The sequence below is a fragment of the Tsukamurella soli genome (assembly GCF_039541155.1).
Lineage (GTDB): Bacteria > Actinomycetota > Actinomycetes > Mycobacteriales > Mycobacteriaceae > Tsukamurella > Tsukamurella soli.
This window is the reverse complement of record NZ_BAABFR010000067.1, coordinates 14,639-27,922: the sequence shown is the minus strand read 5'-3', so window position 1 is coordinate 27,922 and position 13,284 is coordinate 14,639. Positions and strand designations below refer to the sequence as shown.

Here is a 13,284-nt window from a genome sequence, read left to right as displayed (position 1 = left end):
GACTTCGCGACCGTCGCCGCACCCGCGCGGGCAGGCCCGCCGACGGTGCCCCGGACGACGGCGCGGCCGAGGCCGCCGACCGGTCCACCGACGTGCAGGCCGACGGCGCAGGACCGGACACAGACGGTGCCGACCCGCACGCGGAGGGTGATCGCCCGGCGCGCCGGCGCCGTCGGCGCCGCCGTTCCGGCCCGAAGACCGATACCGGCGCACCGACCGAGGCCGCGCTCGCCGACTGAGCGCCGGGCTCCACACGAAGCCGTGAAGTCCCCGGCACCCCGTGAGTGCCGCTCCTGCTGGCGCGGCACTCACGCGGTGCAGCGGAGGACTCCCCCGTGGCCGCTACGCCGCGACTGCGGAGCCAGCCGTTAGGGTGGGGCCCGTGGTGAGACCCGAACGCCGGACCCCGACGGACCTCGCGATCGCGCTGTTGATCGTCGTCGTGGTCGCAGTCGGGGTGGTGGTGGTGTGGTACGCCAGTTCCGCGCGGCGCACCACCGACGTCGTCGCGGCACAGACCGCGCCGGTCCCCGAGCCCCTCGCAGCCCTGCCGACCACGCTGCGCCCCACCTGGACCGCACACTCGACGGAGCCGTTCCAGGTCGTCGCGGGCACCGTCGTGACCGGCGACGGCGGCACCGTCTCAGGAATCGACGCCACATCGGGCCGCTCCGCCTGGCGGTACACCCGAGACGAAGGCCTGTGCGGCATGATCTCCAACACCTCCACGATCCTGGCGTTCTACCCGGACGCACGCGGCTGCGGCGAGGTCACGGCACTCGACCCGGGCACCGGCCAACGCCGGTACGCGCGCTCCAGTCGCGAGGACGCGAAGGTCACGCTCACCACCGACGGCTCGTATGTGGCCGTGCAGTCGGCGTCCCGCGTCGACGTGCTGCGCTCCGACCTGGTGCTCACCAACGAGTACGGCACGCCCGACGTGCCGGTGAACCCCGGTACGCAGCCCCGGTCGGGCTGCACGCAGCTGTCGGCGATGCCTGCCGGCACGCAGGTGGCGGTGCTCGAGCACTGCCCCACCGAGATCAACCCGCGCCTGACGCTGATGGCGTCGGTACCCAAGGACTCCGCGACGCCCGAGGTCTCCGTCAGCACCGTGATCCCCGCACTCGGCACCGACGATCACGTCCGCATCGTCGGCGCCGTCTCCAACGCCGTCGCCGTATACGTGCCCCCGCAGAACGGGCGGCCCGCTCGACTCGAGGTGCTCGGAACGGACGGCACCGTACTGACGAGCCGCGACATCGCATCCGGCCCGAGCGGGGCACCGGCCGACGTGCCGATCACCGACGAGGGTGGCGTGCTCAGCTTCTACACCGGAGAGGACACGCTGGTGCTGGACGCGACCACGCTGGCGCTGCGGCTGATCATCCCCGAGACCCGCGGCCCGGGTGCGGTGATCGGCAACCAGATCGTCGTGCCCGGAGCGTCGACGCTCACGGCCTACGACCTCGCGTCCGGGCGGGAGGGCGCGGCGGTCCCCGTGAGCCGGCCGGGCTACACCGCCGGCCCGATCATCACCGATACAGCGGGCCAGACCGTCGTATGCCAGTGGGGCGACACCGTGCAGGCCTACCGCGCGGGTTGAGCAGCCGCGCCGCTCACGCCTCGGGCTGCCACTCCACAAGCGGCGCACCGTCTTTCATCTGCGCCCACAGGTTCTGGGCGAGTTCGCGATATGCCGTGGCGCCCTTGTTCTTCCGCCCCGCCAGCACGGTGCGGCCCGCGGCGTTGGCTTCCGCGAAGCGCACGGTGCGCGGGATCGGCGGCGCCAGCACCAGCAGTCCGTAACGGTCGGCGACGTCCGAGAGGATGTCCCGGCTATGTGTGGTACGGGCGTCGTAGAGTGTCGGAATCGCACCCAGCAGAGCAAGATCCGGGTTCGTGATGCGCTGCACGTCGCGCACCGTCTTGAGCAGCTGCCCCACGCCGCGGTGCGCCAGGGTCTCGCACTGCAGCGGGACCGCCACCGCGGCGGCGGCCGTGAGCCCGTTGAGCGTGAGCACGCCGAGGCTGGGTGGGCAGTCGATGAGGATCACATCGAACCGGTCCGCCACGTCGGCGAGCGCCCGCTTGAGCGCGTACTCCCGGCCCGCCCGCATCAGCAGCATCGCCTCGGCGCCCGCCAGATCGAGGGTCGCCGGGAGGAGCGTCACCCCGTCCTGCGTGTCGAGCAGCACGTCGGTGATCGACGCGTCCTCGAGGAGTACGTCGTGCACGCTGCGCTCGATCCGATCGGGGTTGTGCCCCAGCGAGAACGTGAGGCAGCCCTGCGGATCGAGGTCGACGACGAGGACGCGTACACCGAGTTCTGCGAGGGCGGCACCCAGGCTCGCGACCGTGGTGGTCTTCGCCACGCCGCCCTTCTGGTTCGCCACGGCGAGAACAAAGGTCATAGGGCCGACCCTACCGATCTCGGAGGTGGTACGCGGGGCGCCGGGCCGGTCGCGACGGCGGACCGGCGCGGCGGGGCCCCGGCCGATACGAGAGGATGACGGCCGATACGAGAGGATGACCCCGTGACCACACCCGAGTACCGACTTGTCACCATCCGTCACGGCGAGACCGACTGGTCCGCAGCTGGGCGCCACACCGGAACCACGGATCTCCCGCTCAATCACGAGGGCGCCGCGCAGGCGGCGGGGCTCGCCGCCGTCCTCGACGCGCTGAACCTGCAGGGCGACGTCACCGTCCTCGTCAGCCCGCGCGAGCGCGCCGTGCGCACCGCGCAGCTCGCAGGCCTCACCCCGACCCGCATCGAGCCGGACCTGGCCGAGTGGGACTATGGCGACTACGAGGGCATCACCACAGCGAAGATCCACGAGACCGTGCCCGACTGGACCATCTGGACGCACGGCGCGCCCGGCGGGGAGAGCCCCGAGCAGGTGCAGGCGCGCGTCGACCGGGTCCTGGCGGAGGCCAGTGCGAAGATGACCGACGGTGACGTCGTGCTGATCGGGCACGGGCACCTGGGCTCGGCGCTGACGGCCCGGTTCCTGCAGGCGCCCATCACATTCGGGCGGCACCTGCACGTGCTCCCGGCCTCCGCGACGGTGCTCGGATTCGACGCCCGCAGCGTGCCCCAGCTGCGCGCCTTCGGCCGTACCGGCTACGCAGCCGACGCCTATACCGGCCGCTGAATCGTCCTGCCGGACCGCCGATCGAGGCGCCCCGTCACGGTCTCAGCCCCGTCGTCCGTAGCCGCGGTCGAGCCAGGCGACGGTGGCGGGGCTGAACAGCAGCACCAGCACCGCGAGCGCGAGGATCAGCACCGGGATCCCGAACCCGGCCAAGTGCGACTGGAAGGCCATCGTGTAGCCGACGGGCAGCAGCAGGAGGTTCGCGAGGACGCCCAGCGTGCGGCCCCAGCGCCGCCCGGACCACAGCGCCCACCCGCCGGCCAGCACCGCCGCGCCCATCGGGATCAGCCAGAAGGCGAGGCCGTACGCCCCGCGCGGCGAGGCGGCTCCCGCGGTCAGGCCGCGGATCAGCTCGACCACACCCACCACGACCCCGGCCACTCCCTCGGCACCGACCAGGCCGCCGGCGATCCGCGCGGCGCGGGGGGACGGGGCGTCGGGTGTCGACGCCGCGACTGGGCTCGTCGGGGCGGGCGCGCCCGCGGAGTCGGCCGGGTCCGGACTGTTCACGCGGCCACACTACTCTGGCCGCGTGCGCGCCCTGCTGATCGTGAACCCCAACGCGACCGCCATCACCCCCGCCGGCCGGGACCTCGTGGCGATGGCTCTGCACGCCAACATGGACCTGGTCGAGGCACAGACGGAGCGGCGCGGCCACGCGGGGGACCTGGCCCGGCAGGCGCGCACCGACGGCTTCGACCTGGTGATCGTGCACGGCGGCGACGGCACCGTCAACGAGGTCATCAACGGCATCCTGGGTGAGGAGGGCGCGCACCCCGGCGAGCCCGTCACCGACCCCGAGCACCTGCCCGCCGTCGCCGTCATCCCGGGCGGCAGCGCCAACGTCTTCGCCCGCTCGCTCGCGGTGCCTCGAGACCCACTCCAGGCCACGGTCCACCTGTCGGACCTGTTGGAGCGCAACACCTTCCGCACGATCGGGTTGGGCCGGGCCGGCTCCCGCTGGTTCCTGTTCAACGCCGGGGTGGGCCTCGACGCTGCGGTGATCGCCAACATGGAGACGCTCCGCGCGAAGGGCAAGGCGGCCACATTCCCGCGGTATGTGCGCACGGCGATCCGGACGTTCTTCGCCACCGCCCGGCGCGCCCCCCAACTCACCGTCCACCTCCCGGCCGCCGGCGCGTCCGGCGAGCGGGCGGTGGACGGCGTGCACTTCGCGTTCGTCTCCAACGCGAGCCCGTGGACGTTTCTCGGTGACCTCCCCGTCCTCACCAACCCGGAGACCGACTACGGCTCCGGCCTCGGCGTCTTCGCGTCCCGCTCGATGCGGACGATCCCGAACCTGCGCCTGGTACAGCAGATGCTCTCGCGGCGGCGCAGCAACGGGCCGCGCATGAAGCACCTGCTGCGGGTCGATGACCTGCCTGTCATCCGGATCACCGCTGCCACACCGGCTCCCGCCCAGGTCGACGGTGACCACATCGGCGATACCGAGGACCTCACGTTCTGGTATTCACCGCAGCGGATCCGCGTGGTCGCGGACCTTCCCCCACTGCCGCGCGTCCGGTAACCCGCGTCCGGCTTCGGATTCGGCCCCGATCGCGCCGAACTCGGCGTCGCGGATGTGAGATACGAAGAAAGCCATTGCAAAGCTGCAGCGTATGCGGTTAAGGTAGCTGTCGCGCTGCGGGAAGCTCCGGAGTGTAGTACAACGGACCGAGCGCTCGAGAATCCACCCCCCTTGTGATCTCGAGCACGAACGTGCAAGAACCTATTGTCCTGTCGCTTGGAACCTGGAAGTATTCGGTCCAGTAACAACGCGGAAACATCTCGGTTCGACCGCGTTAACAGCCCGTGAGATGACATGGCGCCGAGAGCGCCTGTGAGGAGTGTGCAGAGATGGACTGGCGCCACAAGGCGATCTGTCGCGACGAGGATCCTGAGCTTTTCTTCCCCGTCGGCAACAGCGGTCCGGCCATCGCCCAGATCGCAGACGCGAAGCTCGTCTGCAACCGGTGCCCCGTGACCGCGGAGTGCCTGTCCTGGGCGCTCGAGTCGGGTCAGGATGCCGGTGTGTGGGGCGGTATGAGCGAGGACGAGCGTCGCGCTCTCAAGCGTCGCAACGCCCGTACCCGCGCGCGCACCACCGTCTGACGTAGCCGTAAGGAGGGCCCGGTGACCTGGTCACCGGGCCTTTCTCGTGCGCAGGATGGGCTGATCGAGCCCTAACCGGCGGGCTGCAGCGGCACCGTCAGCACGGCGTCCGTGCCGCCCGACGGTCCGGCCACCATCGTCAGCTCCCCCGCGAGCTCCGATGCCACGAGCGTGAGCACGATCTGCAGGCCCAGTCGGTCGGACTGATGCAGGTTGAAATCGTCGGGCAGGCCACGGCCGTCGTCGCGGACGATCACCTCGAGCACACGGGTCGACCGCTCGGCGAGGAGTTCGACGGTGCCCGGCACCCCGGATTCGAAGGCGTGCTCGATCGCGTTCTGGATCAGCTCGGTCACCACCATCACGAGCGGCATCGCGCGGTCGGCGTCCAGGTAGCCGACGTCGCCGTGCCGGGTGACGGCCACGGGCCCGGCCGGCGCGACCACGTCGGTCATGATGGGCACGAGGTGGTCGAGCACGTCGTCGACGTCCACCTGCTCGTCGACGGACATCGAGAGCGTCTCATGCACCAGCGCGATCGACGCGACGCGTCGCACCGACTCGGCGAGCGCCCGCTTGGCCTCCTCGTTCGGGGTACGGCGGGCCTGTAGCCGCAGCAGCGCCGACACCGACTGCAGGTTGTTCTTCACCCTGTGGTGGATCTCGCGGATGGTCGCGTCCTTCGAGATCAGGGCGCGGTCGCGCCGCTTGAGCTCGGTGACGTCACGGATCAGCACCGCCGCCCCGGCGGGTCGGGCGTGCGGCCGCAGGCCCAGTATCCGCAGCACGACGGTGACGCCGCCCGCCGACACCTCGACGCGCGCGCCGCCTCCGTGCGTGAGGGCCCCGCGCACGCCCTGGGTGAGCTCGTCGGATTCGAAGGTGTCCCCCACCAGCGCGTGGGTCAGATTCGCCAGGTCGGCGCCCGTGAGGTCGGCCGCCGCGCCCATCCGCCGGTAGGCCGACTGGGCGTTGGGGCTCGCGAACACGACGACACCGTCGGCGTCCAGGCGGATGAACCCGTCGCCCGCGCGGGGCGACGCCTGCCCCGTAGGCCGCTCCTCGGCCTCGGGGAACGTTCCGTCGGCGAGCATCTGGCACAGCGCGTTCCCGCAGTCGTTGTAGGCGACCTCGAGGGGGCTGGGAATGCGGGGCTGGGTGACGTTCACGTCCCGGGTGAGCACGGCGATCACCGAGCCGTCCCAGCGCACCGGCACGGCCTCGCGTCGCATCCGCAGAGGGCCACGCCACGCGGGTTCGGCCGTCCGCACCGTCCGTCCGGACCGGTACGCGGCATACACCGTCGCAGCATCGTCCGGACCCAGGACGAGGCCTACCCCGTCGTCCTCGTACAGCGTCGGCGTGGTGTTGGGCCGGCACTGGGCGATGCACACCATCCGCGGCTGATCGGCGCCGCCCGGCCCGCGCTCGCCGGCGTGATCCATGACGTCGTGTGGGGCGCCGGGACCGTCGGCGACGACCCATAGCCGCAGGTCGGCGAACGAGAGGTCGGCGAGGAGCTGCCACTCCCCCGCGATGCGCTGCAGGCGGCGCGCGGCGCGGCCGGGCAGGTCGGTGTGGATCGCGAGTAGATCGGCGAGCGATGCCATCCCCACCCCCTCTCGGGATCGTTTTTTGTCCGAGGTAGCACGGCCATGAAACAATAGCGGGCCGGACTCGTACGCCAGGAAGGAGATCGCGATGGGTAAGCGTGGACGCAAGAAGCGCGGCCGTAAGAAGAGCGCCGCCAACCACGGCAAGCGTCCGAACAGCTGAACAGGCTGTCGACGTGCGAACGGCCCGCCCGCGATGATCATCGCCGGCGGGCCGTATTCGTGCTCCGATGAGGCCCCGGGCATCGGCCGGGGCAGTCGCGCGGCGCTACTCGCTCGAGGTGCTGCGGTACACCACCGTGGTCTCCCGCAGCTGCAGCGTCAGGCGCGTCTTCAGGCTCTCCGGCGCCTGCTCGCCGCCGCACTTGCGGCTCACCAGCGACTTGATCTGCTGCTCGATGCCGAAGTGCTCGAGGCACTGCGAGCAACCGTCGATGTGTGCCTGCAGGCGCCGCTTGGCGTCGGCGTCACACTCGTTGTCGAGCAGTAGCCACACGTCCACCATCACCGCGGAGCAGTCGAGCTCCTCGTCGGGATTGCCGCCGGACGAGTACGTGCCGGTCACTTCGCCACCTCCTGCTGCTCGCCGGAGCGACGCATGAATCCACGCTCGCGGGCCACGTCCGCGAGCTGCTCACGAAGCTGCCGACGCCCGCGGTGCAGGCGCGACATCACGGTGCCGATCGGCGTACCCATGATCTCCGCGATCTCCTTGTACGGGAAGCCCTCGACGTCGGCGTAGTAGACGGCCATCCGGAACTCCTCGGGCAGCGCGGCGAGCGCTGCCTTGATGTCGTCGTCCGGGAGCGCATCCAGCGCCTCGATCTCAGCCGACCGGAGGCCCGTCGAGCTGTGCTCGGCGTTGGCGGCCAACTGCCAGTCGGTGATCTCGTCGGTCGGGTACTGCGCCGGCTGACGCTGCTTCTTCCGGTACCCGTTGATGTAGGTGTTGGTCAGGATGCGATACAGCCAGGCCTTGAGGTTGGTGCCGCGCTTGAAGCTCGCGAACGCGCTGTACGCCTTGACGTACGTCTCCTGCACCAGATCCTCGGCGTCTGCGGGATTGCGGGTCATGCGCAGCGCGGCGCCGTAGAGCTGATCCAGCAGTGGGAGCGCATCGGCTTCGAAGCGGGCCGTCAGCTCGGCCGGCGTCTCGGGGCGCTCGGGCTCCAGGGATTCCTCCACCGTAGCCGCCTCTGTGGTGTCCTCGTCCGCCATGTCGGCCAAGGCTACCGGTCGCACCAGCACCGCGGTTCCCGCGCCCATCGCCGTCCTTCCGTCCGTGGAGTCCCACCGCCGCTGCCGCCCCGGTCGAGGCCGGTCCGTTCGTCGGTTCCAGGTGGCACAACACGCCGCACACTGCGAACATTCCACCCGACGATGAGGTTGACTCGTCCCATGGCGAAGAGACCCGGAAGCGCCGCCACACCCGCACTCACCGCGCTCGCGGCCGCGGGGATCGAGCACCGCGTGCACGAGTACGTGCACGACCCCGCAGTCTCGTCGTACGGCGACGAGGCCGTGGCCGCGCTGGGCGTCGACCCCGCGGCCGTGTTCAAGACGCTGGTGATCACCGACGGGACCCGGTTCGGGGTGGCACTGGTGCCGGTCGCCGCGCGGCTGTCGCTCAAGGCGGCGGGCGCCGCGCTCGGGATGCACAGGCCGGCGCTGGCCGACCCCGCGGACGTGACCCGGGTGACGGGCTACGTGCTCGGCGGTGTGTCCCCGGTGGGCCAGCGACGGCGGCTCGCCACCGTCGTCGACGAGTCCGCGGCCCGCCACCCGACCGTGTACTGTTCCGCCGGCCGGCGCGGGCTCGAGATCGAACTGGCGCCGGCCGACCTGCTGGCCGCGACGGGAGCGTCCACGGCGCCGCTCACCGCGGGCTGAGCCGGCCTCCGGCACAGGCCGACCGGGACCGATCGCGCCCCCTACTCGATCTGCGGGCCGGATTGAGTAGGTTCGACAGTATGAGCACGTACCTCGTCACCGGCGGCACCGGTTTCATCGGCCGCAACGTGGTGACGCGGCTCGCCGCTGCAGACCGCGACGCCATGATCTACCTCCTGGTCCGGGACTCGTCCCTGGGCCGATTCGAGCGGCTGATCGCCGAGTTGGGCCCCTCGTCGTCGCCCCGGGTGATCCCCGTACCCGGCGACATCGAGCGCATCGGTCTGGGGATCTCCGACGCCGACCTGCCCGCCCACGTCGACCACGTGATCCACCTGGCGGCGGTGTACGACATGGAGGCTCCCGCAGCAGAGCAGGAGCTCGCCAACGTCGAGGGCACCCGCAACACCATCGCGCTCGCCCAGCGGCTGGGTGCGGTGCTGCACCACGTGTCGTCGGCGGCAGTCGCGGGCAACTACGAGGGCCGCTTCTCGGAGACCGACTTCGACGTCGACCAGGGGTTCCCCACGCCGTACCACCGCACCAAGTTCGCCGCGGAGCGCCTGGTCCGCGAGGCCGAGGGCCTGCGCTGGCAGGTGTACCGGCCATCGGTGGTGGTGGGCGACTCGGTGACCGGCGAGATCGACAAGGTGGACGGGCCGTACTACTTCTTCCCCCTGCTGCGGCTGATGGGTACTCTGCCGCGCCGGCTACGGCTGCCGTTCGCGAACCTGGGCTACACCAACATCGTGCCGGTCGACTTCGTCGCCACCGCCATCGTGGCGCTGGTCATGGCGCCGCCCGCACCCGGGCAGGTGTTCCACCTCGTCAACCCTGAGCCGCAGGGCATGACGGCGCTGTACGACGCCGTGTCGCCGGCCTTCGGCGGGCCCAGGTCGGTGCCGTTGCCAGGCGGTGGGCCGCTGGGCGAGTTCGCCACCCGGCTGGGCCGCCGCGGCGAGGTGCGGGCGTTCCGCGACGCCGTCTCCCGGCAGCTGGGCATCCCGCCGTCGGTGCTGGACTACCCGTTCTTCAAGACCACGTTCACCGCCGACACCACCCTCGCCCGCCTGCGCGGATTGGGTGTGACGCTGCCATCGCTCGCGCAGTACGGGCCCGCGATCTTCCGCTACTGGCAGGACAACCTCGACCCCGCGCGGAACCGTCGCGACGATCCCCGCGGACCCCTGGTCGGCAAGCACATCCTCATCACCGGCGGGTCGGCGGGGATCGGCCGCGAGGCGGCCCGGCAGTGTGTACAGGCGGGGGCCCACGTGTTCATCCTGGCGCGCAAGCCGGACGAGCTCGCGGAGGCGGCGGCGGCGATCGAGGCCGAACCGGGTCGGCCGGGCGTCCCGAAGGGGCGCATACGGGCGTTCTCGTGCGATGTCACCGACCCGGAGGCGGTGCGGACCACCGTGCGCGCGATCCTCGCCGAGCACGATCACGTGGACGTGTTGGTCAACAACGCCGGTCGGTCGATCCGGCGGGCAACCATCAACTCGGTCGACCGGGCCCACGACTACCAGCGCACGATGGCCGTCAACTACTTCGGCGCCGTGTACCTGATCCTGGAACTGCTGCCGCACATGATCGGGCGCAAGTCGGGCCATGTGGTCAACGTGTCGTCGATCGGTGTGCAGGTACGCGGGCCGCGGTTCGCCGCGTATGTCGCGTCGAAGGCGGCGCTCGAGGCGTTCAGCGACGTCACGGCCGTGGAGACGATGTCGGATCACGTGACCTTCACCAACATCCACATGCCGCTCACGCGCACCCGCATGATCGAGCCCACCGAGGCGTACGCCAACGCGCCCGCCCAACAGGTCGAGAGGGCCGCGGGCATCGTGATGCGGGCGATCGTGGAGCGGCCGCGTCGGATCGACAGCCCGCTCGGAACGATCACCCAGCTGGGCCAGTTCCTCAGCCCGCGGATCACCGCCGTGGCGCAGCACCAGGGCTACCTGCTGTTCCCGGAGTCGGCCGCGTCGCTCGGCGTCGAGGACCAGGACGAGCCCGGCTTCGACGGGATGACGCCGCGCGGACGCAGCAAGCTCGCCGCGACCCGCCATCGCGCGCAGGCGATCTCGCATCCGCTGGCGGAGTTGGCACAGGACACCGGGCTCACCAAGCTCGCTCGCAAGGCCGCGAACCGCCTGCCTGGGATCAACTGGTAGCCGTCGGGCCGGTGGGCGACCCGCTCAGAGCAGGGTCAGCTGCTCCGCGTCGCCGGGGTCGTCGATGCGGGTCAACAGCTCGGGTCCGTCGTTGCGGACGTTGCTCACCAGATCGGCCACGGGGCGGAGCTCTATGCGGCGCACCAGATCCGCCGACGGCGGCGCGAGCAGCCGGGGATCGGCGGGGCGGTCGGGATCGAGCCAGGCGTCGAGCTCGTCGCCGGGCAGCACGAGCGGCATCCGGTCGTGGATCTCGCGGAGCGGTCCGACGGAGTCGGTGGTCAGGACGGTGCACGACAGCACCGGGGGGTGACCGGCACCGTCGGCGCCCGGATCGTGCCACACGGACCACAGCCCCGCCACCAGCAGGTGCGAGCCGTCCTCAGGCGTCATGAAGTAGGGCTGCTTGCGGCCTCGGCCGCCGCCGACCCCGGCGCGCACCTGCCACTCGAACCAGCCGTCCATCGGGATCAGGCAACGCTTGGTCTTCAGCGCGGTGCGGAAGGCGGGCTTCTCCCCTGCCGACTCCGCGCGGGCGTTGAACAGCGGCGGGCCCGCCAGGGTCTTCTGCCACGACGGGACCAGGCCCCAGCGCATGGCGCGCAGGCGCCGATCCGCGGGCGCGTCCGGACGGTCCCGCGCGTGCCGCGCGACCAGCGCGACCACCTGCGTCGTGGGCGCGACGTTGTAGCCGGGCACGTCGAGCCGCTCCCGCACGTCGGCCGTCTCGTCGATCGCGTCGAGCTCGGTGGCGAGCAGCGCCGGATCGGTGGTCACGGCATATCGTCCGCACATACGTCCACGGTAGCGGCACTCGCATCCCACCCGACCTGCGTCCGAGGCGCACCCGGTCCGGCCCGGACACCTCGCCTCGGCGATGAACTCGGTCCGGCCACCCGGGTACGCCGACCCGCCTATCGTGAGCTGCGTGGCCGCCGCACGCGGGCGGCCCGCGAGCCCACTGGAAGGAGCGCACACCATGAGCGAGTACGCCGTCACCGATCCCGCTACCGGCGAGGTCGTGGCCACCTACCCCACCGCGACCGACGCCGAGATCGAGGCGGCGGTCGCGGCGGCGGCGAAGACGTCTCGCACGTGGCCGCGGGCGAGCACCGTGGCGGACCGGGCCGCCCTGATCCGACGGGTCGGCGAGCTGCACACCGAGCGCCGCGAGCAGCTGGCCGACGCGATCGTCCGCGAGATGGGCAAGCGCCGCGTCGAGGCGCTGGGCGAGGTGGACTTCAGCGCCGCGATCTACGAGTTCTACGCCGACAACGCCGAGCGGTTCCTGGCCGACGAGCCGATCGAGCTGCTCGCGGGCACCGGCACCGCCGTGGTCAAGAAGGGGCCCATCGGCGTGCTGCTCGGCATCATGCCGTGGAACTTCCCCTACTACCAGGTGGCGCGGTTCGCGGGCCCGAACCTGGTGGTGGGCAACACGATCCTGCTCAAACACGCGCCGCAGTGCCCCGAGTCGGCAGAGCTCATGGCGCTGCTGTTCCACGAGGCCGGGCTGCCACAGGGCGCGTACGTCGACATCCGCGCGACCAATGAGCAGGTCGCCGGGATCATCGCGGACCCGCGGGTCGCCGCGGTGTCGCTCACCGGCTCGGAGCGTGCGGGTGCCGCGGTGGCAGAGGTGGCCGGTCGCAACCTCAAGAAGTGCGTGCTGGAGCTGGGCGGCTCGGATCCGTTCATCGTGCTGTCGTCGGACGACCTCGACGCCACCGTCAAGGCTGCTGTCGCCGCGCGTATCGACAACACCGGGCAGGCGTGCAACGCCGGCAAGCGGTTCATCGTGACGGCGGACCTCTACGACGCATTCGTCGAGAAGTTCACCACCCGCCTGCTGGGCAAGGCCGACGGGATCTCGCCGCTGTCGTCGGTGCGAGCCGCCGAGACCCTCGAGCGGCAGGTCGCCGCTGCCGTGGCGGCGGGCGCCACGGTGACGGCGTCCGGCGAGCGCTCGGGGGCGTACTACCCGCCGGCCGTGCTGACGGGCGTCACCGTCGACAACCCCGCGTACCGGCAGGAGCTGTTCGGTCCCGTGGCCACGGTATACCGCGTCGAGTCTGAGGCCGAGGCCCTCGAGATCGCGAACGACACCCCGTTCGGCCTCGGCTCGTACGTCTTCACCACCGACCCGGAGCAGGCGCAGCGGGTCGCGGACGGGATCGAGGCGGGCATGGTGTTCGTGAACGGTGTGGGCGCGGAGGGCGTGGAGCTGCCGTTCGGGGGGATCAAGCGGTCCGGCTTCGGGCGTGAGCTGGGGCGGTTCGGCATGGAGGAGTTCGTGAACAAGAAGCTGATCAGGACCGTCGGGTGAGGGCGAAGTGA

14 protein-coding genes and 1 pseudogene are annotated in these 13,284 nt (G+C 71.3%); 9 read left to right on the top strand and 6 right to left on the bottom strand.

The genetic code is table 11. The features are described from left to right. Positions 1-239, top strand: a pseudogene (locus ABD908_RS18370) (DEAD/DEAH box helicase); the annotation flags it as partial. 143 nt (positions 240-382) lie between these two features. Continuing rightward, entirely contained in the window at positions 383-1,606 is a 1,224-nt protein-coding gene (locus ABD908_RS18365; RefSeq protein WP_344998597.1) for an Rv3212 family protein, read from the top strand. 13 nt (positions 1,607-1,619) lie between these two features. On the opposite strand, the gene ABD908_RS18360 is transcribed toward ABD908_RS18365, so the two are convergent. Further along, on the bottom strand, positions 1,620-2,414 hold the full coding sequence (locus ABD908_RS18360) for a ParA family protein (protein WP_344998595.1): 795 nt from the start codon (positions 2,412-2,414) through the stop codon (positions 1,620-1,622). Between the two features lie 123 nt (positions 2,415-2,537). On the opposite strand from ABD908_RS18360, the gene ABD908_RS18355 reads away from it, so the two are divergent. Next, a complete protein-coding gene (locus ABD908_RS18355; RefSeq protein ID WP_344998593.1) occupies positions 2,538-3,158 on the top strand; it encodes a histidine phosphatase family protein in 621 nt (206 codons plus the stop codon). Positions 3,159-3,200: 42 nt separating this feature from the next. On the opposite strand, the gene ABD908_RS18350 is transcribed toward ABD908_RS18355, so the two are convergent. Continuing rightward, positions 3,201-3,668 carry a hypothetical protein gene (locus tag ABD908_RS18350; protein WP_344998591.1) on the bottom strand — a complete coding sequence of 156 codons (468 nt, stop codon included), beginning with the start codon at positions 3,666-3,668 and terminating at the stop codon, positions 3,201-3,203. Positions 3,669-3,690: 22 nt separating this feature from the next. Between ABD908_RS18350 and ABD908_RS18345 the strand changes: the two genes are divergently transcribed. Both ABD908_RS18345 and ABD908_RS18340 read left to right on the top strand, forming a co-directional pair. Further along, the gene (locus ABD908_RS18345) at positions 3,691-4,686 is read left to right on the top strand and encodes a diacylglycerol/lipid kinase family protein (RefSeq protein WP_344998589.1); all 996 of its coding nucleotides are present in this window, start codon (positions 3,691-3,693) and stop codon (positions 4,684-4,686) included. A gap of 329 nt (positions 4,687-5,015) precedes the next feature. Further along, a complete protein-coding gene (locus tag ABD908_RS18340) occupies positions 5,016-5,270 on the top strand; it encodes a WhiB family transcriptional regulator (RefSeq protein ID WP_344998587.1) in 255 nt (84 codons plus the stop codon). A 71-nt stretch (positions 5,271-5,341) separates the two neighbouring features. Here the strand turns inward: ABD908_RS18340 and ABD908_RS18335 are convergent, their stop codons facing one another. After that, positions 5,342-6,880: a sensor histidine kinase gene (locus ABD908_RS18335; protein ID WP_344998585.1), complete on the bottom strand. Its 1,539-nt coding sequence runs from the start codon at positions 6,878-6,880 to the stop codon at positions 5,342-5,344. A gap of 91 nt (positions 6,881-6,971) precedes the next feature. On the opposite strand from ABD908_RS18335, the gene ABD908_RS27675 reads away from it, so the two are divergent. Continuing rightward, the gene (locus ABD908_RS27675) at positions 6,972-7,046 is read left to right on the top strand and encodes a 50S ribosomal protein bL37 (protein ID WP_379200796.1); all 75 of its coding nucleotides are present in this window, start codon (positions 6,972-6,974) and stop codon (positions 7,044-7,046) included. Between the two features lie 105 nt (positions 7,047-7,151). On the opposite strand, the gene rsrA is transcribed toward ABD908_RS27675, so the two are convergent. Together rsrA and ABD908_RS18325 are read right to left on the bottom strand one after the other, a co-directional pair. Next, a complete protein-coding gene (gene rsrA / locus ABD908_RS18330) occupies positions 7,152-7,448 on the bottom strand; it encodes a mycothiol system anti-sigma-R factor (RefSeq protein ID WP_344998583.1) in 297 nt (98 codons plus the stop codon). Further along, positions 7,445-8,101 carry a sigma-70 family RNA polymerase sigma factor gene (locus ABD908_RS18325; protein WP_344998601.1) on the bottom strand — a complete coding sequence of 219 codons (657 nt, stop codon included), beginning with the start codon at positions 8,099-8,101 and terminating at the stop codon, positions 7,445-7,447. The genes rsrA and ABD908_RS18325 overlap by 4 nt, the downstream gene beginning before the upstream one ends. 180 nt (positions 8,102-8,281) lie before the next feature. Between ABD908_RS18325 and ABD908_RS18320 the strand changes: the two genes are divergently transcribed. Further along, complete coding sequence (locus ABD908_RS18320) at positions 8,282-8,773, top strand: aminoacyl-tRNA deacylase (protein ID WP_344998581.1); 492 nt, start codon at positions 8,282-8,284, stop codon at positions 8,771-8,773. A gap of 80 nt (positions 8,774-8,853) precedes the next feature. Next, positions 8,854-10,947 (top strand): SDR family oxidoreductase, encoded by a 2,094-nt coding sequence (locus tag ABD908_RS18315; RefSeq protein WP_344998580.1) that lies wholly within the window; start codon positions 8,854-8,856, stop codon positions 10,945-10,947. A gap of 24 nt (positions 10,948-10,971) precedes the next feature. Here the strand turns inward: ABD908_RS18315 and ABD908_RS18310 are convergent, their stop codons facing one another. After that, positions 10,972-11,742: an SOS response-associated peptidase gene (locus ABD908_RS18310; RefSeq protein ID WP_344998578.1), complete on the bottom strand. Its 771-nt coding sequence runs from the start codon at positions 11,740-11,742 to the stop codon at positions 10,972-10,974. 184 nt (positions 11,743-11,926) lie between these two features. Between ABD908_RS18310 and ABD908_RS18305 the strand changes: the two genes are divergently transcribed. Further along, positions 11,927-13,273, top strand: coding sequence for an aldehyde dehydrogenase family protein (locus ABD908_RS18305; RefSeq protein ID WP_344998576.1), 1,347 nt, complete (start codon positions 11,927-11,929; stop codon positions 13,271-13,273). The last annotated feature ends 11 nt before the right edge of the window (positions 13,274-13,284 follow it).

What these genes read in the sequence shown, in the direction of transcription:
- ABD908_RS18360 (WP_344998595.1), bottom strand. Translation starts at nt 2,414, where the DNA reads ATGACCTTTGTTCTCGCCGTGGCGAACCAGAAGGGCGGCGTGGCGAAG.
- ABD908_RS18340 (WP_344998587.1), top strand. Translation starts at nt 5,016, where the DNA reads ATGGACTGGCGCCACAAGGCGATCTGTCGCGACGAGGATCCTGAGCTT.
- ABD908_RS18335 (WP_344998585.1), bottom strand. Translation starts at nt 6,880, where the DNA reads ATGGCATCGCTCGCCGATCTACTCGCGATCCACACCGACCTGCCCGGC.
- ABD908_RS18325 (WP_344998601.1), bottom strand. Translation starts at nt 8,101, where the DNA reads ATGGCGGACGAGGACACCACAGAGGCGGCTACGGTGGAGGAATCCCTG.
- ABD908_RS18320 (WP_344998581.1), top strand. Translation starts at nt 8,282, where the DNA reads ATGGCGAAGAGACCCGGAAGCGCCGCCACACCCGCACTCACCGCGCTC.
- ABD908_RS18315 (WP_344998580.1), top strand. Translation starts at nt 8,854, where the DNA reads ATGAGCACGTACCTCGTCACCGGCGGCACCGGTTTCATCGGCCGCAAC.
- ABD908_RS18310 (WP_344998578.1), bottom strand. Translation starts at nt 11,742, where the DNA reads ATGTGCGGACGATATGCCGTGACCACCGATCCGGCGCTGCTCGCCACC.
- ABD908_RS18305 (WP_344998576.1), top strand. Translation starts at nt 11,927, where the DNA reads ATGAGCGAGTACGCCGTCACCGATCCCGCTACCGGCGAGGTCGTGGCC.